General features: G+C 71.0%; 18 protein-coding genes and 1 tRNA gene. 5 read left to right on the top strand and 14 right to left on the bottom strand.

From position 1 onward, the window contains the following. Positions 1-174 precede the first annotated feature (174 nt). A complete protein-coding gene (locus ACF07B_RS15320; protein ID WP_369484602.1) occupies positions 175-765 on the bottom strand; it encodes a TetR/AcrR family transcriptional regulator in 591 nt (196 codons plus the stop codon). A 339-nt stretch (positions 766-1,104) separates the two neighbouring features. Here ACF07B_RS15320 and ACF07B_RS15325 point away from each other — a divergent pair, with 339 nt between their 5' ends. Next, entirely contained in the window at positions 1,105-4,638 is a 3,534-nt protein-coding gene (locus tag ACF07B_RS15325; RefSeq protein WP_392179304.1) for a S41 family peptidase, read from the top strand. A gap of 173 nt (positions 4,639-4,811) precedes the next feature. Here ACF07B_RS15325 and ACF07B_RS15330 read toward each other — a convergent pair whose 3' ends face one another. The 4 genes from ACF07B_RS15330 to ACF07B_RS15345 form a co-directional block, all read right to left on the bottom strand. Continuing rightward, positions 4,812-5,021, bottom strand: coding sequence for a hypothetical protein (locus ACF07B_RS15330; protein ID WP_362404911.1), 210 nt, complete (start codon positions 5,019-5,021; stop codon positions 4,812-4,814). A gap of 187 nt (positions 5,022-5,208) precedes the next feature. Then, positions 5,209-6,093 (bottom strand): SDR family oxidoreductase, encoded by an 885-nt coding sequence (locus ACF07B_RS15335; RefSeq protein ID WP_392179305.1) that lies wholly within the window; start codon positions 6,091-6,093, stop codon positions 5,209-5,211. Continuing rightward, on the bottom strand, positions 6,090-7,064 hold the full coding sequence (locus ACF07B_RS15340) for an alpha/beta fold hydrolase (protein ID WP_392179306.1): 975 nt from the start codon (positions 7,062-7,064) through the stop codon (positions 6,090-6,092). The genes ACF07B_RS15335 and ACF07B_RS15340 overlap by 4 nt, the downstream gene beginning before the upstream one ends. Next, on the bottom strand, positions 7,061-8,617 hold the full coding sequence (locus tag ACF07B_RS15345; protein ID WP_392179307.1) for a flavin-containing monooxygenase: 1,557 nt from the start codon (positions 8,615-8,617) through the stop codon (positions 7,061-7,063). Before ACF07B_RS15345 ends, ACF07B_RS15340 begins: the two co-directional genes overlap by 4 nt. Positions 8,618-8,922: 305 nt before the next feature. Between ACF07B_RS15345 and ACF07B_RS15350 the strand changes: the two genes are divergently transcribed. Then, the gene (locus tag ACF07B_RS15350; protein ID WP_392179533.1) at positions 8,923-9,585 is read left to right on the top strand and encodes a MerR family transcriptional regulator; all 663 of its coding nucleotides are present in this window, start codon (positions 8,923-8,925) and stop codon (positions 9,583-9,585) included. Between the two features lie 9 nt (positions 9,586-9,594). On the opposite strand, the gene ACF07B_RS15355 is transcribed toward ACF07B_RS15350, so the two are convergent. Then, positions 9,595-10,398, bottom strand: a complete 804-nt coding sequence (locus tag ACF07B_RS15355) for an exodeoxyribonuclease III (RefSeq protein WP_392179308.1) — start codon at positions 10,396-10,398, stop codon at positions 9,595-9,597. Positions 10,399-10,544: 146 nt separating this feature from the next. Between ACF07B_RS15355 and ACF07B_RS15360 the strand changes: the two genes are divergently transcribed. After that, on the top strand, positions 10,545-11,021 hold the full coding sequence (locus ACF07B_RS15360) for a GNAT family N-acetyltransferase (protein WP_392179309.1): 477 nt from the start codon (positions 10,545-10,547) through the stop codon (positions 11,019-11,021). 261 nt (positions 11,022-11,282) lie between these two features. On the opposite strand, the gene ACF07B_RS15365 is transcribed toward ACF07B_RS15360, so the two are convergent. From ACF07B_RS15365 to galU, 7 genes are all read right to left on the bottom strand, one after another. Continuing rightward, positions 11,283-11,356 (bottom strand) — tRNA-Ala (locus ACF07B_RS15365). A 97-nt stretch (positions 11,357-11,453) separates the two neighbouring features. Continuing rightward, positions 11,454-12,725 (bottom strand): gephyrin-like molybdotransferase receptor GlpR, encoded by a 1,272-nt coding sequence (glpR, locus tag ACF07B_RS15370; RefSeq protein ID WP_392179310.1) that lies wholly within the window; start codon positions 12,723-12,725, stop codon positions 11,454-11,456. Between the two features lie 173 nt (positions 12,726-12,898). Continuing rightward, positions 12,899-13,558, bottom strand: a complete 660-nt coding sequence (locus ACF07B_RS15375) for a GNAT family protein (protein ID WP_362404930.1) — start codon at positions 13,556-13,558, stop codon at positions 12,899-12,901. A 26-nt stretch (positions 13,559-13,584) separates the two neighbouring features. Continuing rightward, positions 13,585-14,124 carry a molybdenum cofactor biosynthesis protein B gene (locus tag ACF07B_RS15380; protein WP_392179311.1) on the bottom strand — a complete coding sequence of 180 codons (540 nt, stop codon included), beginning with the start codon at positions 14,122-14,124 and terminating at the stop codon, positions 13,585-13,587. After that, the gene (gene moaC / locus ACF07B_RS15385; protein WP_392179312.1) at positions 14,121-14,633 is read right to left on the bottom strand and encodes a cyclic pyranopterin monophosphate synthase MoaC; all 513 of its coding nucleotides are present in this window, start codon (positions 14,631-14,633) and stop codon (positions 14,121-14,123) included. Before moaC ends, ACF07B_RS15380 begins: the two co-directional genes overlap by 4 nt. A gap of 174 nt (positions 14,634-14,807) precedes the next feature. Continuing rightward, positions 14,808-16,130, bottom strand: coding sequence for a gephyrin-like molybdotransferase Glp (glp, locus tag ACF07B_RS15390; RefSeq protein ID WP_392179313.1), 1,323 nt, complete (start codon positions 16,128-16,130; stop codon positions 14,808-14,810). Between the two features lie 5 nt (positions 16,131-16,135). Continuing rightward, positions 16,136-17,038: a UTP--glucose-1-phosphate uridylyltransferase GalU gene (galU, locus tag ACF07B_RS15395; RefSeq protein WP_369486412.1), complete on the bottom strand. Its 903-nt coding sequence runs from the start codon at positions 17,036-17,038 to the stop codon at positions 16,136-16,138. Between the two features lie 133 nt (positions 17,039-17,171). Here galU and ACF07B_RS15400 point away from each other — a divergent pair, with 133 nt between their 5' ends. Then, entirely contained in the window at positions 17,172-17,747 is a 576-nt protein-coding gene (locus tag ACF07B_RS15400) for a 5-formyltetrahydrofolate cyclo-ligase (protein WP_392179314.1), read from the top strand. Positions 17,748-17,858: 111 nt separating this feature from the next. Here the strand turns inward: ACF07B_RS15400 and ACF07B_RS15405 are convergent, their stop codons facing one another. Next, on the bottom strand, positions 17,859-20,618 hold the full coding sequence (locus ACF07B_RS15405; RefSeq protein ID WP_392179315.1) for a penicillin acylase family protein: 2,760 nt from the start codon (positions 20,616-20,618) through the stop codon (positions 17,859-17,861). 186 nt (positions 20,619-20,804) lie between these two features. Between ACF07B_RS15405 and ACF07B_RS15410 the strand changes: the two genes are divergently transcribed. Beyond that, complete coding sequence (locus ACF07B_RS15410; protein WP_392179316.1) at positions 20,805-22,406, top strand: potassium/proton antiporter; 1,602 nt, start codon at positions 20,805-20,807, stop codon at positions 22,404-22,406. The last annotated feature ends 499 nt before the right edge of the window (positions 22,407-22,905 follow it).

Here is a 22,905-nt window from a genome sequence, read left to right on the forward strand (position 1 = left end):
TCCCGGTCAGGTCGTGGAAGGGCAGGGGCTGGCGTGATCACCCGAGTGGGGGCAGGGGGGATCAGCCCGACGACGTGAGCGGCGCGTCAGGTGCGACTACAGGGTTCTGTAGAGGTGGATCGCCAACAGGGATCCACGGGGATGGAACAGGGGAACAGGGTCAGGAGTGGGACGTCAGGCGCCGAGAGCGGGGAGGACCACGGCGTCGACATACGAATGCAGGAAGGCCTGCGTCGGCGGGAGTTCGTCGATCATGGTGCGGGCCGCGAAGGCGCCGATGAGCATGTGCATCACGTACTCCGTCGCTGGGTTGTCCGCACGGATCTCACCTCGGTCGACACCACGCCGGACCACCCGGCGCAGCTCTTCCATCTCCGGCTCGATCAGCCATTCCCGGAACGCCTTCAGCAGATCCGGGTTCCCGTGTGCCGCCATGGCCAGGCCCCGCATCAGCGCGGAGTCCCGCTCCATCTGGCAGTCGTCCTGCCGGAGGGCCAGTGCGTGGAAGTCGCCCCGCAGGCTCCCGGTGTCCAGGTCGGAGGACTTCAGCGGCTTCTGGTGCCGCAGAGCTTTCACGACGAGCTCGGCCTTGCCGCCCCACTGGCGGTAGAGGGTGGCCTTGCTGGAACGGGTACGGGCCGCGACGGCGTCCATCGTGAGGGCGTCGTAGCCGACCTCACGAAGCAGGTCGAGCACGGCCGTGTACAGCTCGGCCTCGCGCTCGGGCGTGATCCGGCTGCGACGCACCGTTGCGGCTTCAGCCATCCCACTCACCTCTCCCGCTTCGAACGACACGGATTCGTATGTCCTTGAAGATACCCCTCGACGTCAGCGAAACGAAACGGTTTCGTACGTGTGCTGGGTCACGCCGGGGGCTGGGTGCGCCGGGGCAAGGGGGCGCCGGGGCAAGGGGGCGCCGGAGCGCCGGATCGCGTCCGGGGACGGTGCAGCCAAGAGCCGGTGCGGGACCCCGCCGATGCGGGGCGCGTGCGTTTCGTAACGCGCCCCGTGCGCACCTTCCGTATCCCTCCCGCGCCCTCGTCCCACAACGCGCCCCCGGCGCCACGAGTTGCCGGGGCCACTCCAGCGGAAAAGCATGGGGAGGTGAGCCACGAGTACGAGAACGCGACCACGGACGAGAACTCCCCCGGCTACCTGCGTTTCCCGCACGTGAGCGGCGACCGGCTGTGCTTCGTCACCGAGGACGACCTGTGGCTGGCCCCGCTCGACGGGCGAGGGCGCGCCTGGCGGCTCACCGTCGACCGCACCAAGGTCGGCCACCCCCGCTTCTCCCCCGACGGCCGGCGGATCGCGTACACGAGCTGGCGGAGCCTCGTCCCGGAGATCCACCTGGCGCCGGTGGAGGGCGGACCGGGCCACCGGCTCACCTACTGGGGCAGCGCCGACACCCAGGTGTGCGGCTGGTCCCCAGAAGGCGACATCCTCGCCGTCGCCTCGCACGGCCAGCCCTTCTCCTACTTCACCTGGGCCTACTCCGTCCCCACCGACGGCGACCCCGGCCGCAAACAGCCCTGGGGCCCGGTCTCGGACATCGGCGTCGCCGACATCGACGGCGAGCGGAAGACCCTGCTGCTCACCGGCACCCCACCGCACGAACCGGCCGCCTGGAAGCGCTACCGGGGCGGGGCCATGGGCCGCATCTGGCTGCACGGCCGGCAACTGGTCGCCGAGCTGGGCGGCCACCTCGCCTGCCCGATGTTCGTCGACGGACGGATCGCGTTCCTCTCCGACCACGAGGGCATCGGGAACCTCTACTCGTGCGCGTACGACGGCTCCGACCTGCGCCGGCACACCGACCACGACGCCTTCTACGCCCGGCACGCCTCCTCGGACGGCACCCGGGTCGTCTACCAGTGCGCGGGCGATCTGTGGATCGTCGACAACCTGTCCCCCGAGTCGGTTCCGCGCCGCCTCGACGTCCTGCTGGGCGGCCCGCGCGCCGGACGGCGTACGTACCCGGTGCCGGCCGCCCAGCACGTGGACAGCATCTCCGTGGACGAGACGGGCCGGGCCTCCGCCGTGGTCGTCCGCGGCAGCCTGTACTGGCTCACCCATCGCGACGGCCCCGCGCGCACCATCGCGGACACCCCGGGCGTACGGGTCCGGCTTCCGGAGATGCTCGGCTCGGGCGGCCAGGTCGCCTATGTCACCGACGCGGACGGCGAGGACGCCGTCGAGATCGCCTACCTGCCGCGCGCGACCGGCGCCCGCGAGCCGCGCCGCCTCGCCTCCGGCCGGCTGGGCCGCGTCCAGGAGCTGGTGTCGGACCCGCAGGGCGAACGTCTCGCCATCGCCTCCAACGACGGCCGACTGCTCCTCCTCGACGCCACGGAGGAGCCAGGCGAGGCCGAGCTCGAACTCACCGGGCTCGACGAGCCGAGCGAGTCCGACGAGAGCGGGACGTCCGGTGAGCTCGGTGCGTCCGGCGAGACCGGTGAGCCCGACCCGTCCCGTGAGCCCGACCGGTCCGACGCGTCCGGTGGTACCTCGCGGGCCGGGTCGAAGTCCGAATCCGAGCCCGGGGACGGGGACGAGGACGAGGAGGGAGACGGCGGCGGGGACGGCACAGGGGCGGAATCCGGAGACGTCGCGCGGGCGGAACCGGGCGAGGTCACCGAGCTCATCCGGTCCATCAACGGACCGGTGACGGACCTCGCCTTCTCGCCGGACGGCGCCTGGCTGACGTGGTCGCACCCCGGGATCGGGCGCTCCCTGCGGCAGATCAAGATGGCGCGCATAAAGGACCGTCTGATCGTCGACGTCACCAACGGCCGCTTCGAGGACGAGAATCCGGTGTTCACGCGCGACGGCCGCTATCTCGCCTTCCTGTCCTGGCGCGGCTTCGACCCCGTGTACGACGTGCACACCGGGGACCTGTCCTTCCCGCTCGGCTGCCGCCCCTACCTCGTCCCCCTGTCCTCCGCCACCCCTTCCCCGTTCGCGCTGAACCCGGACGGGCGGCCGGTCGCCGGAGGCCTCGACCCGGTCGAGGACGGGTCCGGCGACGGCACCGCGACGATCGTCGAACTCGAAGGCCTGGAGAGCCGGGTGACCCCCTTCCCGGTCACCGCCTCCAAGTACTCGGCGCTGCGCCCGGTCTCGGGCGGCGGCCTGGTCTGGCTGCGCTGGCCGATCTCCGGCGCGCTGGGCGAGACGTTCGCCAACCCGGACGACACGACCGGCCGTCCGACCCTGGAGTTCTTCAACATCACCAAGGCGAAGAAGTCCGAACTCGTCGACCACCTCGACTGGTTCGCCGTGAGCGGTGACGGTTCCCGGCTGGTCGTCGTCGACGAGGGCGACCTGCGCGCCGTCCCCGCCACCGAGTCCGGCGACAGCGACTCCACCGTCTGGATCGATCTGCGCCGCATCCTGCACGAGGTGGACCCGTGCGCCGAGTGGCGCCAGGCGTACGCGGAGGCCGGCCGCATCATCCGCGCCTACTACTGGGACCCGGACATGTGCGGCATCGACTGGGACGCGATCCTGGAGCAGTACCGTCCCCTGGTCGAACGGGTCTCGTCCCCGGACGAGTTCGCGGACCTGCTGCGCGAGGTGCTCGGCGAACTGGGCACCTCGCACGCGTACGTGACCCCCGCGCGCCGCAACGAGGGCCCGCCCCACTACCAGCGCTGGCAGGGCCTGCTGGGCGCCAACTTCGTCTGCCGCGACGAGCATTGGATGCTCAAGCGCATCCTGCCCGGCGACTCGTCCGACTCCAAGGCGCGTTCACCGCTGGCCGGCACCGGCATCCGCGAGGGCGCGGTCCTCACGCACGTCGACGGGCGTCCGGTGGACCCGGTCACCGGACCGTATCCGCTGCTCGCGGGCGCGGGCGGCACGACGGTGGAGCTGACCTTCACCCCGGCGGAGGGCGAGGGCCGCCCGCGGCGGGTGGCCGTGGTCCCGCTGATCGACGAACGCCCGCTGCGCTACCAGGACTGGGTGGCCAAACGCCGCCAGGTGGTGCGGGAGTTGAGCGGCGGACACTGCGGCTATCTGCACATCCCGGACATGGGCGGCTCGGGCTGGGCCCAGTTCAACCGCGACCTGCGGATGGAGGTCTCGCGCCCGGCCCTCATCGTCGATGTACGGGGCAACGCGGGCGGCCACATCAGCGAACTGGTCGTCGAGAAGCTGACCCGCACGATCCTCGGCTGGGACCTCACCCGTGACGCGCAGCCGGTGTCGTACGCCTCCAACGCCCCGCGCGGCCCGGTGGTCGCCCTGGCCGACGAAGCGACGTCGTCCGACGGCGACATGATCACCGCCGCCTTCAAACTGCTGAAGCTGGGCCCGGTCGTGGGCCAGCGCACCTGGGGCGGAGTCGTCGGCATGACCGGCCGCCATCGCCTCGGCGACGGCACGGTCATCACGGTGCCGATGAACGCCGCCTGGTTCGACGCGTACGGCTGGTCCGTCGAGAACCATGGCGTCGCACCCGACCTGGAGATCCTGCGCACCCCGCTCGACTGGGCGGAGGGCCGCCACGCCCAGCTGGACGACGCCATCCAGCTCTCCCTCGACCTGTTGCGCACCCAGCCCGCGGCCTCCCCGCCGGACCACTCGGACGTGCCCGACCGAAGAAGGCCGAAGCTCCCCCCTCGACCGGACTGACGCGACCGGCCGCACCGAACGCGCCGAACACACCGAACGCATTCGACGCACCGGGCCGAGTCGACCGAACTCACCGGAAACGAGCACGAGAAGGCGAGCACGCGAAAGCGAGCACGCGAAAGGGGCGCCCCCCGGGAAGAGGGCGCCCCATTCAGGCCGAGCGGGCCTTTCGATCAGGCGTCGTAGTCCTGGTCGAAGCGGTCCTGAGCCTCCCGCTGAGTCCGCTCAGCGTCCGGCGTCGCACCGTCACGGGCCGGGACGGCGTCACGGCCGGCCGGGGCACGGCGGCTCGCCTCGTCCTGACGGCCCTCAGGGCGCGTCTTCTTCTTGCCCTGCTGCTTCATCCGCTCGGCCTTGTCCTTGAACTGGTCCTGCATGCTCATGAGATTCACTCCTGTTGCGGGTGAGGGATTCGGCCCTCGACCCCCCTTGTGAGCGGGGAGGTCCGGGCCTCGACCAGACTGACACGCAGGGACAGAGCACGCATTTCGGTCAGTCACTCACCGTGAGACGCGCCGGTGGGACACGTCTCGGAGACGCCCCGGATCCCCCGGAGCGCCTCCAGCCGGCCTAGGGAGCCGTCGACTTCCGCTCCTCTTCGTCGGCCGCTCCGCCCGCACCGACCAGCCCGGTCCGCACACCGCCGAGACGCGGCTCGAACCGCCGCATCTCGCGCTGCCCCACCGACCCGATGACGCCGGGCAGATACCCCCGGATCCCCTGCATCCCGCGCAGCCACCGCTGCGCGTACACATGGCTGGAGCGGCGCTCGATCCCGGCCACGATCCGCTCGACGGCCGGCCCCAGCGGATAGGTCTTGTTGGACGGCCACGGCAGCCGCTGCCGCAACTCCCGCATCACCTCGTCCTGATCGGCGCCCCGCACCATGTCGGTGTCGGTCCAGGACAGGTACCCGACCCCGACGCGAACGCCCTTGTGGCCGACCTCGGCGCGCAGGCTGTGCGCGTACGCCTCCACACCGGACTTGGAGGCGCAGTAGGCCGACATCATGGGGGCGGGAGTCATCGCGGCCAGCGACGCGATCTGGAGCAGATAGCCCCGGCTCTCCATCAGCGCCGGCAGGAACGCCCGCGCGGTGACCGCCGATCCGATCAGGTTCACCTCGATCACCCGCCGCCAGGCGACGGGGTCGGAGTCCACGAAGGGGCCGCCGCTCGCGACACCGGCGTTCGCGACGACGATGTCCACCTTCCCGAACCGCTGCTTGACCGCCTGGGCCACCCGCGCCATCGCCTCGTGGTCGGTGACGTCGGCGTACCAGTGGTCGCTCTCGCCGCGCAGCCGCTCCGAGACCCGCTTCAGCTCGTCCGCCTCCAGCCCGACCAGCGCGACCTTCGCCCCGCGCGCGGAGAGCTTGCGGGCGAGGAGTTCGCCGACACCGCGTGCGGCCCCCGTGACGACGGCGACCTGCCCTTCCAGGCTCACCCTGCTCATGCGCCCTCCTTGATCTCTGCGGTCTCCGCGGTCTCTGTGATCTCCGCGGTGTACGTGATCTCCGCGGTGTACGTGGCGTACGTGGCGACGAGTTCCCTGATCCGGGCCGTCACCAGTTCCGGCGCCTCCACCGGGGTCATGTGCCCGAGGCCCGGCAGCTCGGTGCTGCCGACACAGTTCGGCAGCGCGGCCACGAGGGCGCGCGCGTGCACGACCGGTGTCAGCCGGTCCACGCCGCCCGAGATCACCGCCGTCGGCACCCTCAACTCCCGTACCCCCGCTTCGAGATCGAGGGTGGCGAGCACGGCCGACCACGCGTGGCGCACCGCACGCGGACAGGCGTGCACGATCCGCGCGCACGCCTCCACCATGACGGGAGACGAACCGGGGCCCATGGTCGCGTACTTGAGGATCCGCCTGGCGACCGGCGTGACGGGCCCGAGCGGCGCGCGCGAGCCGAGCACGGCCCCGGTGAGACGCGTCCGGAGCCGTCCGGCGCGCCACGGCAGCACACGCGCCTCCTCCACCAGTCGCGTGCTCCCCGTGCTGCACAGCAGCGCCGCCGCCGCGTGCTCCTGGAACCGCGGCCGCGCCGAGGCCGCCATCAGCGTCATCCCGCCCATGGAGTGGCCCGCGAGCACGGCCTTCTCGCCCGGCGCGAGGGTGGCCGCGAGCACCGCCTCCAGGTCGTCGGCGAGCGCCTCGGTGCTGCACGCGTCACTCGCGGGGCTGCGCCCGTGCCCGCGCTGGTCGTACGCGATGACCCGGTGGTCGGCGGAGAGGTCCCGGATCTGGGCCGCCCAGAAGGCGGTCGAGCAGGTCCATCCGTGCGCGAGGACGACGGCGGGCGCGCCCTCGGGGCCGTGCACCTCGACGTGCAGTCGCGCGCCGTCCGCGGAGTGCGCGATCAGTTCCCGCGCCGGCACCGGAGGCGCGTACGCCCCGTGCGCCTCGTTCGTCAGTCGGCTCACGCTCCTGCCTCGACCTTCTTCTTGCGGGTGCTCTTCGTGCGGGGTTCGGGCGCGGCTTCCGGCGCCTCTCCCGGTGCGGGTTCCGCCGCGCGCAGCACGTCGTACTCCCCCAGGTCGACGCGGCGCGTGGCGCTCCGGAACTCGGTCGTCGTGCCGGGCCACACGGTCGTGTTGACGCCGTTGGCGTCGAGGTACCAGCTGGTGCAGCCGCCGGTGTTCCACACCGTGCGCTTCATGCGTTCCTGGACCTTGTGGTTCCAGGCGTCCACGGCGGCGGGGCGGGCGTCGAGCGCCACGCGTCCCCCGAGGACGTCCAGTTGCCGTACGAAGTCCGCCATGTAGTTGAGCTGGGACTCGATCATCAGGATCATCGAGGAGTTCCCGAGCCCGGTGTTCGGTCCGATGATCGTCATCCAGTTGGGGAAGCCGGCCGCGGTGGCGCCGCGCAGCGACTTCATACCGGTCTCCCACGCCTGGGCGAGCGTCCTGCCGTCCGCCCCGACGACCCGCTCGGCGATCGGCATGTCGGTGACGTGGAAGCCGGTGCCGAACACGATCGCGTCGGCCTCGGTCCTGGTGCCGTCGGAGGCGACCAGCGTGGAGCCGTCGATCTCGGCGAGCCCGGAGGCCACGACGTCCACGTTCGGCCGGGTGAGCGCCGGATAGTAGGCGTTCGACAGCAGGATGCGCTTGCAGCCGATCCGGTAGTCGGGCGTCAGCTTCTCGCGCAGGTCCGGGTCCTTCACGGCGCGCGCGATGTTCCGCTTGGCCAGCCGCTCGACCATGCCGAGTTCGTCGGGCCGTTTGGTGAACGCCTGCACCTGGAGTTCCCGGATGCCCCAGAGCAGTCCGCGCCGGGCCTGTGCCGTGAACGGCAGCTTCCGGTGCAGCCAGCGTTCGGCGCCGCTGATGGCCCGGTCGACCCGCGGCATCACCCACGGCGGGGTGCGCTGGAACAGGGTCAGCCGCGCGACGTCCGGCTGGATCGCCGGCACGATCTGGATGGCGGAGGCCCCGGTGCCGATCATCGCCACCCGCTTGCCGCGCAGGTCGTAGTCGTGGTCCCAGCGGGCCGAGTGGAACACCTTGCCGGTGAAGGTGTCGATCCCCGGGATCGAGGGGATCTTGGGGTCGGAGAGCGGGCCGGTCGCGGACACCACGACGTCCGCCGTGAGGAACCCGCCGCTCGTCTCGATCTCCCAGCGCAGTTCCTCCGCGTCCCAGGTCATCTTCGTGACCTCGGAGTCGAACCGCAGATGCGGGCGCAGCCCGAAGACGTCCGCCACGTGCTCCAGGTACGCGCGGATGTGCTCCTGCCCGGAAAAGGTGCGCGGCCATTCGGCGTTGGGCGCGAACGAGAACGAGTACAGATGCGAGGGGACGTCGCAGGCGCACCCGGGATAGCTGTTGTCGCGCCAGGTGCCGCCCACGCCGCCGGCCCGCTCCAGGACCACGAAGTCGGTGATCCCTTCGCGTCGCAGCCGCACGGCGGCGCCCAGCCCGCCGAACCCGGACCCGATCACCGCCACCCGTACATGCTCGTGCTCGGTCATCCCGACGCCTCCCTAGCCCGCACAACCCTGCCAGTGAACACTGGCACAATCGGGAGAGTAGAGCAGCTTCGTACTCATGGGTAGGGGTCGCGAGCGGGAAAGTTACCGGGGGTACGACGTAGGGTGCGGACGTGGCCGAGGGATCAGGAAAGCGCGGCGCGGAGACGCGGGCAGGGGGCACGGCGACGCGGAAGCCCGGCGGACGCCGGACGGACGCGCCGACGCGCGGAGCGTCGGCCCCGGACCCCGGGCCGCCCACCGGCACCGCCCGCTCCGCGCCGGAGCCCGGCCATCGCGAGTACCGCATGGAGGAACTGGCCGAGGAGGCCGGCATCACCGTGCGCACGCTGCGCTTCTACCGGGAGCGCAAGCTCATACCGCCGCCCCGGCGCGAGGGTCGCATCGCCTGGTACGACGACACCCACCTGGCCCGTCTGCGCACCATCTCGGCGCTGCTGGAACGCGGCCACACCCTGAACGGCATCGCGGAACTGGCCGAGGCCTTCGACCACGGCCGTGACGTCGGCGAACTGCTCGGCCTCGGCGAGCCCACCGAGGAGACCCCGGTCCGCCTCTCCCCCGAGGAACTGGCCGACGTCTTCGCGGGCCAGGCGACCGGGGAGAACCTCGCCGCGGCGCTCGACCTCGGCTATCTCGGCACGGACGGCGGCGAGATCGTGCACATCAGCCGTCGTCTGCTCGACGTCTCGGCCGCCCTGGTCCGCGAGGGGATACCGCTCGCGGACGTCCTGACCGCCGCCCGCCGCGTACGGGAGCATACGGAGGCCCTGGCCGAACTCTTCACCACGCTCGTCCTCACCGAGGACCGCACCCCCGACGACCTCCAGCGCCTGCGCCCCCTGGCGAAGAGCGTGGTGGAGGCGGAACTGTCGATGGCGATGGACCGGCGGCTACGGGCCCACGGGAACCCCCGCGACCGCCGGGACCCCGGGGCCCCGAGGGCGTGACGAGGCCGGTCAGAGGTCGTAGACCACCGTGACCGGCGCGTGGTCGGACCAGCGTTCCCCGTGCGTCGCCGCGCGCTCCACGAACCCCTTGACCGCCTTGCCCGCGAGCCCCGGCGTGGCGGTCTGGAGGTCGATCCTCCACCCTGAATCGTTGTCGAAGGCCCGTCCCCGGTAGGACCACCAGGTGTACGGGCCCTCGGCGTCCGGGTGCAGGGCCCGTACGACGTCGACGTATCCGCCGTCCTCCGGGTCCAGGACGCGGCCGAGCCACTCCCGCTCCTCGGGCAGGAAGCCGGAGTTCTTCTTGTTGGCGCGCCAGTTCTTGAGGTCGGCCTCCTCGTGGGCGATGTTCCAGTCGCCGCAGACGACGACCTCCCGCCCGTCGGCGGCGGCCCGCACCCTGAGGTCCTTCAGGTGGGCGAGGAACTCGCCCATGAACCGGACCTTCTCGTCCTGCCGTTCGGTCCCGACCTCGCCCGAGGGGAGGTAGAGGCTCGCGACGGTGACACCGGGCAGGTCGGCCTCGACGTACCGCCCGGTGGCATCGAACTCCTCGGACCCGAAGCCGATCCGGACGCGGTCGGGCTCACGGCGTGTGTAGAGGGACACACCGGCGCGGCCCTTGGCGGCGGCGGGGGCGTGCACGACGTGCCACCCCTCGGGCGCGCGCACCTCCTCGGGAAGCTGCCCGGGCTCGGCCCGTACCTCCTGGAGGCACAGCACGTCCGCGGAGGTCGCCGCGAGCCACTCCACGAAACCCTTCTTCGCGGCGGCCCGGAGCCCGTTCACATTCACAGAGGTCACAGTCAGCACCAGGGCACGATACTTAATCGGTACGGTCGACCAGAACTCGATCTACATCCGTGCGACCGGCCGGAACTCGACCGCCGAGAACGGCACGACCGTCCGGAACCGCACCGCCCTCCATTCAGCTATCGCATAGACGTACGGTATTACGCATGAATTTCCGTCCGGTCCCCTTCGACCACCCCGACGCCGTGAAGCTCAACGACCAGGTTCAGGCCGAATACGCCGTGCGCTACGGCGACGGCGGCGACGCCACGCATCTGGACGCGCGGATGTTCTCCCCGCCCCTGGGCCTCTATCTGATCGCCTACGACGAGCGGGACCGCCCGGTGGCCACGGGCGGCTGGCGCATCCAGGACGAGAACGACGAGGGCTACACGGACGGCGACGCCGAGCTCAAGCGCATGTACGTGGTCCCCGAGGCCCGCGGTCTCGGCCTCGCCCGGCGCATGCTGGCCGCCCTGGAGGAGGACGCCCGCACGGCCGGCCGCGTCCGCATGGTCCTGGAGACCGGCTCCAAGCAGCCCGAGGCGGTCGCCCTCTACGCGTCGAGCGGCTACGAACCGTGCGCCAAGTTCGGCTACTACCGCTTCCACGAACTGAGCCTCTGCTACGCCAAGACCCTCTAGCGCCCCGGCAGGGACACCGGCCACCGGGAGCCGTCGGGGCGGCCCTCACCCGCGATGGCGGGAGCGACCGCCGCCCCGCTCCCGCCGGGCGGGTCCGTCACGGTCGCCGGGCCGTTCCGGCAGCCGCGTACGGCGATCGGTCCGGAGGGCCAAGACCGAAAGGCCCGAAAGGTGACGGCCGACAGCGGGCGCCGTGCCACGCCGTCAGAGAACGCCAAAGAGCCCCAGCCGGATCTCTCCGGCTGGGGCTCTGAGCTGCGGTGGACCTGTGGGGATTTGAACCCCAGACCCCCTCGATGCGAACGAGGTGCGCTACCAGACTGCGCCACAGGCCCTTGCAACGAGTGAAACTCTAGCATCCCGATCGAGGTGCTCGGTAATCCGTTCCTGCCTGGTCAGCCGGACCCCCGCACGCCCTCGTCGTCCCACCCGTCACTCGTTGGCCGCGCGCGGACGTTCGCCGTCCTCGTACTGGTCGAACAGCGGAGTCCGGCCGCGTTCACGGGCGCGCCGCGCGGACGCCGCCCGCCGGGCGTCGCTGCGGCTGCCGTCCGCCGGCCCGGCATCCTCGGAGTCCTCGGAGAGGTCCTCGTCGGCCGGCTCCGCCTCGGGCGCGTTCGGCTCCACCGCGCTGGAGCGCGCGGAACTCCACGCGTCCGGCGCACCCAGGTCCACGCTGGACGTCGCCCGGGGCGCGACCGGCGCGGTCACATAGGTCGGCAGGGGAACCGGCACCGGGTCCCAGCTGTCCCCCTGGGCGGGACCGCACTGCCGTTCACGCTGCTGGTCGACCCACTCGGCGTGGTCGGTCTGCTCGACGAGGGCACGGCGGTCGGCGGCGAGCGCCAGCAGACCGGGGTCGGTGTCGGGGGCGGAGCCCTCCTCCGGTTCGTCCGCCACCGGGTCGACGGAGGTCCGCCGGCGCGGCTGCCGCTCCCTGAGCCGCTGCGCAGCGACCTCGGCCCGGCGGCGGTCCATGGTGTAGGTGAAGCGCCGCCGCTCCTGGACCCGCAGGTGCACGATGTACGAGCTGAGGATCACGGCCGGCACGCCGGGCGCCCACAGGAAGGCGAGCCCGCCCACGGCGGCGACGACCGCGCCGAGGCTGAAGGCGAGGAACAGCAGGACCGTCGTACGCCGACGGCGGGCGAGGACCTTCGTACGCCGGGCCCGCGCCGCGGCCTCCGCCGAGACCGGCCGACGGGCGCCGGGCACGGACGACGCGGCCTGCTGGGGCGCGGACTTGGCCGGGGGTCTCGGCGCCGGCCCACCCGACTGGTGCGGTACGGACCGGGCGGCGCCCGAGGTCTCGTACGCGCCGTTCTCCCTGCCGGGAGCGCGTGCGCCCGGCTCCTGCTCCGCCTGGACCGGCTCCGGCACCTGCACGCGTTCCTGGACGTGCGGACGGTGCCGGTCCGTCGCCTGGGGCCGGGTCGGGGATACGGCGAAGGACCGGACGTCCACCGAATCGGTGACGCCGTCCGGGTCGGCGCTGGGCTCCTCCTCCTCGGTGGAGCGTGCGCGCAGGTCCTTGGCGTATCGACGCTCCATGCCCGCTCGTCCGGACAGCAACCGGATGGCGGTGCTGAAGCGTTCCGTCGGACGGGCTTCGTTCAGCTCGTCCTGCCTACGGAGCCACATCGGCACCAAGTAGGCGGCCCAGGCCCCGACAATGACTGCGTAGATGAGGCCGCTGCTGCTCACCCCTCACACGGTAGAGGGGTTTGTATGAGGCCATCTGCCAATTGCGCCGGTGTGTCGCACGATCCGGCTGATATTTCGAGCTTTTTTTGTGACCGATGCGATCAGCAGGCCGTCGTGAGCGCGAAATTAATGCCCTGACACGATCGCCTGCCGATCATTTTCGAACACCTATTTCATTTTCCGGGGTGGCCGGGCTTGCTCGGGTTCTGCGAGCCGGCCTGCTCCGATCCCACCTGTTCCGAACGGCTTCTGGCCGAACGCGTCCGCCGCCAGCGCGCGAGCAGCCCCTCGGGCACTTCCTCCGCGGTGAGGGCGAAGACGAGATGGTCGCGCCAGGCACCGTCGATGTGGAGATAGCGCGGGCGCAGCCCTTCCTCGCGGAATCCGAGTTTCTCCACGACCCTGCGGCTGGGCCCGTTCTCGGGGCGAATACAGACCTCGATGCGGTGCAGTCCGACGGTGCGGAAGCAGTGGTCGCTGACCAGAGCCACGGCCGTGGGCATCACTCCGCGGCCCGCCACCGACTGGTCCACCCAGTAGCCGATGTGCCCGGAGCACATGGAGCCCCAGGTGATCCCGGCCACGGTGAGCTGGCCGACCAGCCGCCCCTGGTACTCGATGACGAAGGGCAGCATCCGGCCCGCGTTGGCCTCGGCCCGCAGGTGGCGGACCATCTGCCGGTACGTCGGCCGGTGCGCGATCGGGCCCCTCGGCGTGGGGGGTGGGATCGTCGCTTCCCAGGGGCGCAGCCAGTCGCGGTTGCGCCGGTTCACCTCGCGCCAGGCCCGCTGGTCGCGCAGCCTTATCGGCCGGAGGACGACATCGCCGTCCACCAGCTCGACCGGCCAGGATGTGCTGTTCAGCTCGCACCCCCGCTGCCGCTCGGTCTGTTGTGGTCGCCGCCGCGGATCTGGTCGACGGCGTGGATCAGGAGGGGTTCCAGAACGGCCAGTCCGTCCCTCACCCCGCCGGTGGAACCCGGCAGGTTGACGATCAGCGTCCCCCGGGCGACTCCCGCGAGCCCCCGCGAGAGTGCCGCCGTGGGCACCTTGTCCCTGCCGAACGCCCTGATGGCCTCGGCGATTCCCGGGATCTCGCGGTCGAGCACCCGCCGGGTCGCCTCGGGGGTGCGGTCGGTGGGCGAGATCCCCGTGCCGCCGGTGGTGACGATGACGTCGTAGCCCGCCTCGACTCCGCTGCGCAGCGCTTCCTCCACGGAATCCCCGTCGGGCACGACCCACGGCCCGTCGACCGCGAAGCCGCACCCCGCGAGGCCTCCGGCGACCAGGGGGCCGCCCTTGTCCTCGTAGACACCGGCGGCGGCTCGGTTGGAGGCCGTGACGACCAGCGCGCTGTAGTCCGCCGGAAGGGCTCCGCCGATGACGCTCTCGCCGCTCATGACCGGCTCCAGTCGCCCGATTTCCCGCCTGTCTTCTCTTCCACCCGTACGTCCGTGATGACCGCCCCCTTGTCGACAGCCTTGACCATGTCGATCACGGTGAGGGCCGCCACACTGACCGCGGTGAGGGCTTCCATCTCGACGCCCGTGCGGTCGGTCGTCTTCACGGTGGCGAGGATCTCGACGGCGTCGTCCGCGACCGACAGATCAATTTTGACACCGGACACCGACAACGGGTGGCACAGCGGGATCAGATCCGGTGTGCGCTTGGCTCCCATGATCCCGGCGATGCGGGCGGTGGCGAGGGCGTCGCCCTTGGGGACCCCCTCGCCGCGGAGCAGTTCCACGACCCGCGGCGAGACCAGGACCCGTCCGCTGGCGCGCGCGGTGCGGGCGGTCACGTCCTTGCCGGACACGTCGACCATACGGGCGGCGCCGGCCTCGTCGATGTGCGTCAGTCGGTTCTGCACAGGGGGTCCGGAGGTCTCTCCCCGGGACGGAACAGTCATGTGCGTGGGCGCTCCCGGTCGGGGCCCGTCGCGGTGCGGAGCGTGGGCCTGGTGTGCGCGACAGGTTACCGCCCGTTCCGTACGCCGCCACGCCGCCCGTCAGGGGCTGTGTGCCCCGGCGCGAGCCGGGCGCCCCCGGCGGGGTCCGGGCGGGCGTCCGCCCGGACCGGCCGCTCAGCCGAGGACGACGACCTCGACCTCGGTGCCGGGCTCGACCGAGGTGTCCTGTTCGGGGACGACGATCAACGCGTCGGCGTGCGCGAGGGCGGCGACCAGGTGGGATCCGGCGCCGCCGACGGGCGTGACCGTGCCGTTCGCGTACGTACCCCTCAGGAACTGACGACGGCCCTTCGGCGAGGTCAGCGCCTTGTCCGCGGAGAGCTTCGCCCTGATCGTGGGCCGGTGGACGTCCGGCAGCCCCATCAGGGCCCGGATCGCGGGGCGCACGAAGAGCTCGAAGGAGACGTAGGACGAGACGGGGTTGCCGGGGAGCGCGAGCAGCGGGGTGTGCTCGGGGCCGATGGATCCGAAGCCCTGGGGCTTGCCGGGCTGCATGGCGAGGGTGCGGAAGTCGATGCCGCCGCCCTCCTCGTCCTCGTCGCCGACCGAGGACAGCGCTTCCTTGACGACGTCGTAGGCGCCGACGCTCACCCCGCCGGTCGTGACCAGCAGGTCCGCGCGGACGAGTTGGTCCTCGACGGTCGAGCGCAGGGTCTCGGCGTCGTCGGCGACGGCGCCGACGCGGTAGGCGATGGCTCCCGCGTCGCGGGCGGCCGCGCACAGGGCGAAGCTGTTCGAGTCGTAGATCTGACCGGTGCCCAACTCCTCGTCGGGCTGGACGAGTTCGCTGCCGGTGGACAGGACGACCACGCGGGGGCGGGGGCGCACCCGCACGGTGCCGCGGCCGATCGCGGCGAGCAGGCCGATCTGCGGCGGACCGAGGACGGTGCCGGCTTCGAGGGCGCGGTCGCCCGCCTTCACGTCACTGCCCTTCGCGCGGACGTGCGCGCGGGCCTCGGCCGGGCGGTGGACGTGGACCTGTCCGGAGGAACCCTCGGGGGACGTGCTGTGCGCGCGCATCCGGGAGACCGGCCCCTCGCCGAGGCCTCCGTCCGTCCACTCGACGGGGACGACGGCTTCGGCGCCGGGCGGAAGCGGGGCGCCGGTCATGATGCGGGCCGCCTGGCCGGGGCCCACGTAGGGCTGGTCGGCCTGGCCGGCCGCGACATCGCCGACGACCGTCAGGACCGCCGGGAACTCCTCGCTCGCGCCCGCCACATCCGCGACCCGGACCGCGTACCCGTCCATCGAGCTGTTGTCGAACGGCGGCAGGGAGACCGGCACCGTGACGTCCTCGAGCAGGACGCAGCCCTGGGCGTCGAGGAGTTGCAGCTCGATGGGTTCGAGGGGGCGGACGGTCGTGAGGATGTCCTCCAGGTGGTCGTCCACCGACCAGAGGCGTTCCTGGCCGGTGGTGCGGGTCGCGGCGTTGCTCAAAATCCCTACATCTCCTCGGCTACGTAACGGCGAAGCCAGGTCCGGAAGTCCGGGCCCAGGTCCTCACGTTCGCATGCGAGTCTGACAATGGCACGCAGGTAGTCGCCGCGGTCCCCGGTGTCATAACGGCGGCCCTTGAAGACGACGCCGTGCACGGGGCCGCCGACCTTCTCGTCCGCGGCGAGCTGCTGGAGGGCGTCGGTGAGCTGGATCTCGCCGCCGCGGCCCGGCTCGGTCTTGCGCAGTATGTCGAAGATGTGCGGGTCGAGGACGTAGCGTCCGATGACGGCGTAGGCGCTGGGCGCGTCCACGGCGTCCGGCTTCTCGACCAGACCGGTCACCTTGACCAGGTCGCCCTCGTCGGTGGCCTCGACGGCGGCGCATCCGTAGAGGTGGATCTGCTCGGGCGCGACCTCCATGAGCGCGATCACGCTGCCGCCATGCCGTTCCTGGACCTCGACCATGCGGGCCAGCAGGGGATCACGGGGGTCGATCAGGTCGTCGCCGAGGAGTACGGCGAAGGGCTCGCGGCCCACGTGCGGGGCCGCGCACAGGACGGCGTGACCGAGGCCCCTGGGATCACCCTGGCGCACGTAGTGCATGGTCGCGAGGTCGCTCGACGCCTGGACCTTGGCGAGCCGGCTCGCGTCGCCCTTCTTCTGAAGGGCCGACTCCAGCTCGTAGTTGCGGTCGAAGTGGTCTTCGAGCGGGCGCTTGTTGCGGCCTGTGATCATCAGAACGTCGTCAAGACCCGCCGACACGGCCTCTTCGACCACGTACTGGATCGCCGGCTTGTCGACGACCGGCAGCATCTCCTTGGGAGTGGCCTTGGTGGCCGGCAGGAACCGGGTGCCGAGGCCTGCCGCGGGAATGACAGCCTTGGTGATCCTGGGGTGTGACTCAGTCATGTCCGCAACCATAACCGGTGGCTATGTGCAGAATCTGTGGCTCCGGTTAATTCACGATCATATGAACGGATTAAGAGAACTACAGGAGTCACCTTTGAGACACGTCGGACGCGAACCAGAGCCTGACAAACGAATGTTGCGGCGAGGACTCCTGTCGGTGAGGAATGGGTTGACGGCCGATGACGTGCGGGAGACCGCCGCCGCCCTCGCCGCCCGCGCCCTGGAACTTCCCGAACTGGCGCGGGCCGGCACGGTAGCCGCCTACGTGTCCGTGGGAAGCGAACCGGGCACCCTCGCTCTCCTGGACGCGCTTCACGCGCGCGGGGTGCGGGTCATCCTGCCGGTCCTGTTGCCGGACAACGACCTGGACTGGGGCGCGTACACCGGGACGGACTCCCTCACGGAGGTCCGGCACGGCGGGAAAATGGCCCTCCTGGAGCCCGCGGGCCAGCGGCTGGGACCGGCGGCCGTCCAGGACGCCGACGCCGTTCTGCTGCCCGGACTCGCCGTCGACACCCGCGGGATGCGGCTGGGGCGCGGCGGAGGCTCGTACGACCGCGTGCTGGCCCGTCTGGAGCGTTCGGGCGCCGACCCGGCCCTGGTGGTGCTCCTGTACGACACCGAGGTGGTCGACCGGGTCCCGGAGGAGGCGCACGACCGGCCCGTCCACGCCGTGGTGACCCCCTCTGGAGTCCGCCGCTTCCGCTGACGGGCCGCGGACGCGGGACAGGAGCGGCGGACGGCGGACGCGAAGTGGCCCTCCACGCACGCGTGGAGGGCCACTTTCGTCGAAGCTTCAGGGCTTCAGGGCTTCAGGGCTTCAGGGCTTCAGGACCAGGGTGTCGCTCGTCGCCTTGTCGACGGCCTGCTTGGTGAAGGCCCACGGCAGGAGTTCGCCCTTGGCCCACTTCTCCGTCTGGTCGGTGTAGTGCGCGCTGTAGGCGTGCCCCGAGGCACCCGAGAGGTTGATCCACTTGGACTTGTCGAGGTCCCCGAGGTTGACGACCATCCGCATCGAGGGCACCCAGACCACCCCGTAGCCACCGGCCGCGTTCCAGCCGGTCGCGTTGACCGTCGCCTCGCCGCCGCTGAGGTTCCAGGGGCCGCGGTTGAGCATGTACTGAAGGAAACCGGGGCCTTCGGTACCGAGGGTCTGGTTCTTCAGGAACAGGCGGTGCAGCCGGCCCCAGCTCCAGGTGTCGATGTCCTTGCCGAGCTTGGCGGTCAGCTCCCAGCGGGCGTCCGTCAGGGCCCGGCGGAACAGGTCGTCCCGGGTCGCGGTCGCGTCCTCGGTGCGCGTCCTGGGCAGCTTCCACCAGTCGTCGTGCTCGTCGTCGATGATCTTGCGGATCACCTCGAACCAGCGGTCGCCGCCGTCCGGCTGCGCCTGGTCCGGCTCACGCTCGCCGCACTCGCGCACCGTCTGGTCCTCGTCCGCGGGACCGGTGGTGTCGGCCCGCTCGACCCACAGGCACTGGCCCTTGACCCGCAGCTCCTTGGGCAGCTTGTTGCCGAAGGCGAGCTTGAGGATGTTGCGCCAGGTGGCGTTGAAGTAGGCGGCGGCCGCGGAGTCGGCGTCCTGGGTGTAGTCCCAGCCCTCCAGGAGCTTCTGCGCGTCGCGGACGTCCTTGTCGGGCACGTCGATCTTGAGCAGCTTGGGCACGATCAGCTTGGCGATCTCGCTGCTGTTGTCGAGCTGCATCTGGCGCATGTCATCGGTCGAGATCTTGGCGCCGCCCCTGGTCTTCGACTCGATCAGGTCGGTGATCCGCTGGCTGCGGGTGCCGTAGCCCCAGTCCGTGGTGAGCGTGTACGGGTACTTGTCCGGGTCGACGACCGCCTGGTTGGCGGTGACGATGTAGCCGCGCTTGGGGTTGTACTCGTAGGGCAGGGCGGACTGCTTGATGTAGCCGGTCCAGCGGTACTTCGAGTCCCAGCCGGGCGAGGGCAGCGAGCCGTCGTCGCCCTTGGCGCGCGTGGGGATCTTGCCGGGCAGCTGGTAGCCGATGTTGCCGCTCGCGCCGGCGCCGTCGGCGTAGACCAGGTTCTGGGAAGGCACCTCGAAGGACGCGGCCGCCTTGCGGAACTCGCTCCAGTCCGACGCCTTGTCCATCGCGAAGACGGCGTCCATGGTCCTGCCCGGGTCCAGCGCGGTCCAGCGCAGTGCTATCGCGTAGCCGTCGCCGCGGTCGGGCGCCTCGGCGTCGACCGTGGCCTTCTTGCCGACCTGGACCAGTTCGTCGTCGCGGTCGGAGAGCAGCGGCATCCCGTCCTGGGTCTGCCGGACGACGATCGTCCGGGCGGCACCGCCCGCGACCTTGATCGTCTCCTTGCGGGTCGTGAAGGGCAGCACCTTGCCGTCGTACTCGTAGCCCTGGCCGGTGATCTTCTCCAGGTAGAGGTCGGTGACGTCGACCCCGGAGTTCGTCATGCCCCAGGCCATGTCCGCGTTGTGGCCGATGACCACGCCGGGCATGCCCGCGAAGGTGTAACCGGAGACGTCGTACTGGCACTTGGCGGAGACGACGGTGCAGTGCAGGCCCATCTGGTACCAGACCGAGGGCAGCGACGCCGACAGGTGCGGGTCGTTGGCCAGCAGCGGCTTGCCGGTGATCGTGTGGCTGCCGGCGACGACCCAGGAGTTGGAGCCGATGCCGTTGCCGTTCACGCCGACGGCGGTGGGCAGGTCGTCGAGGACCTTGTAGAGCCCCGAGAGCTGGCTCTGGAAGCCGGAGGGCGCCGCGGTGCCGCCCGTGAGCCCCGTGCCCGCCGTGGACGCCGAGGCGGCGCCCGAGGGGCTGTACGTCCCGGTGACGCTGTCGTACGCGCCCTCGCGGACGATCGTCTTGTTCCGGCTGTAGGGGTAGTCCGGGTACAGGTCCGCGATCTGCTTCGGGCCGAGCCGGCTCGTCATCAGGGAGCGGTCGATCTCTTCCTGCATGTTGCCGCGCAGGTCCCAGGCCATCGCCTTGAGCCAGGCCACCGAGTCGACCGGGGTCCACCGGGTCGGCGTGTAGTCGTTGGTGAAGCCCAGGGCGGCGTACTCCAGGGAGATCTCCTTGGCGCTCCTGCCCGCCAGGTAGGCGTTGACTCCCTGGGAGTACGCCTGGAGGTACTTCTTCGTGGAGGCCGACAGCTTGGTGTCGTACTCCTTCTTCGCGATCCGGTCCCAGGCCAGCGTGCGCAGGAACTCGTCGTTCTTGACCTGGCCCGCGCCGAACATCTCGGACAGCCGGCCCGAGGTCATGTGGCGGCGCACGTCCATCTCGTAGAACCGGTCCTGCGCCTGGACGAAGCCCTGGGCCATGAACAGGTCCGCGTCGGACGAGGCGTAGACCTGCGGGATCCCGTTGCCGTCGCGCTGCACGGTCACAGGCCCTGACAGCCCGTCGATCCGAATGGATCCCTTGGTCTGCGGGAACGAGGCACGCACCGTGCTGATGCTCCAGTACGCGCCGAAGGCGATGCCCCCGATGATGGCGAGAACCAGGACAATCAAGAACAGTCGGGCTTTGCGCCCCTTCTTCCTGCCGGACTTGCCGGGCTGCTGGCCGGAAGAGGCGGTGGTGTTGGGGGGCATCGCTGTCCTTGCTGTCCTAACGCGAGCGGCAGGCGGTCCTGGAGTGCTGGGGCAACCATAGGCGCAGGGCCTACCGCGCCTTGACGCGGAGTAGGAAACCGGGGAGCACGGCTGTTCGATCTTGCCTCCGGGAACGTCAAGAAAGCGTCAAGAGTTAGGTAAGGTAACGAAGTAACTTGCATCGAAGTGGCCGGCTTCCGGTGCTCGGATCCGGAGGCCGCCCGCGGCGGGACCGGATCGGCGAGAAAGGAACAGCCCCTGACTGTCCACCACCTCAACCAGCTCCTGCTCGTGTGCTCGCTCGTCCTGCTCATCGCGGTGGCGGCGGTCCGGATCTCCTCACGCAGCGGGCTTCCCACGCTGCTCGTGTACCTGGGGATCGGCGTCGCGATCGGCCAGGACGGAGTCGGCGACGTTCATTTCAGCAATGCCGAACTGACCCAGGTCATCGGGTACGCGGCCCTGGTCGTGATCCTGGCCGAGGGCGGACTCGGCACGAAGTGGAAGGAGATCAGACCGGCCCTGCCGGCGGCCTCCTCGCTGGCAACGGTGGGCGTCGCGGTGAGCGTCGGTGTCACGGCCGCGGCCGCGCACTATCTGATCGGCCTCGAATGGCACCAGGCGTTCATCATCGGGGCGGTCGTCTCCTCGACGGACGCGGCGGCGGTCTTCTCGGTCCTGCGGAAGATCCCCCTCCCCGCGCGCGTGACGGGCATCCTGGAGGCCGAATCGGGCTTCAACGACGCCCCGGTCGTCATCCTGGTCGTCGCGTTCTCCACCGTGGGCCCGGTGGAGCACTGGTACGCGCTCCTCGGTGAGATCGCGCTGGAGCTGACCATCGGCGCCGCCGTCGGCATCGCGGTCGGCTGGCTGGGCGCGTACGGGCTGCGGCACGTGGCGCTGCCCGCCTCCGGCCTGTACCCGATCGCCGTGATGGCGATCGCCGTCACGGCCTACGCCGCCGGTGCGCTCGCCCACGGAAGCGGCTTCCTCGCCGTCTACCTCGCCTCCATGGTGCTCGGAAACGCGAAGCTGCCGCACTGGCCCGCCACGCGCGGCTTCGCCGAGGGGCTCGGCTGGATCGCCCAGATCGGCATGTTCGTACTGCTCGGTCTGCTGGTCACCCCGCACGAGATGGGCGACGACATCGTCCCGGCCCTCCTCATCGGCCTGGTGCTGACGATGGTGGCGCGGCCGCTGAGCGTGGTCGTGGGTCTGCTGCCGTTCCGCATCCCGTGGCAGGAGCAGGTGCTGCTGTCCTGGGCCGGGCTGCGCGGCGCCGTGCCCATCATCCTGGCGACGATCCCGATGGTGAGCGGCATCGCGGAGAGCAAGCGGATCTTCAACATCGTCTTCGTCCTGGTCGTCGTCTACACCCTCGTCCAGGGTCCGACCCTGCCCTGGCTGGCCCGCAAGCTCCGTCTCGGGGAGTCCGCCGGGGCCGCCGACCTGGGTATCGAGTCGGCCCCCCTGGAGCGGCTGCGCGGCCATCTGCTGTCCGTGGCGATCCCCGAGGGGTCGCGGATGCACGGTGTCGAGGTGGGTGAGCTGCGGCTGCCCCCGGGCGCGGCCGTCACGCTCGTCGTCCGCGAGGCGGAGTCCTTCGTGCCCATGCCCACGACGGTGCTGCGGCTCGGCGACGAGCTGCTGGTCGTGGCGACCGACCCGGTCCGGGACGCGACCGAAAGACGCCTCCGCGCGGTGGGCCAGGGCGGCAAGCTCGCCGACTGGCTGGGCATCGGCGACGGCGGAACGGAGCACCGGACGCAGCACCGAACCGGCCTGTGACGCGACCGCCGGGCCTCCGGCCGGCTCCTGCCGAGTGCGGGACGCACTTCTTACGAGCCGGCGCGGGCCCGGTGGGCCGTCACTGGTCCTGCGGGCCGTCGCGGACCTTGCAGGCTGTGGCCGGCCCTACGGGCTGTGGCGGGTTTCAGGGGCTGCTGCGGGTTTCAGGGGCTGTCGCCGGCGTCGAGAGCCGCCGTCGGCCCTTGCGGGACACCGGACCGTCCCTCGCGAGACATCGAACGCGATGGCGAAAAAGATGGGCATTCACAGGCTCGCGGCGGTGGAGTGCTCCTTTTCACAGGCCCGGCGCGACGGCCACCCCCTGTACGATGAAACGCACACCTTGATCGAACCAACTCTGCCTGACGCAGAGCTGGCGCGACCGTATGGCGGCCGAGACGTCCCCGCAGGGGATGCCGGTATCTACCGCAGATCCGCGCAAGAGGACAGCTCTCGGCGCCCCCCGCACGGGCGCGCTACCAGGCGGCAGAAAGGCACG

Origin of the sequence: Streptomyces sp. NPDC015532, assembly GCF_043078065.1 — a bacterium.
Lineage (GTDB): Bacteria > Actinomycetota > Actinomycetes > Streptomycetales > Streptomycetaceae > Streptomyces.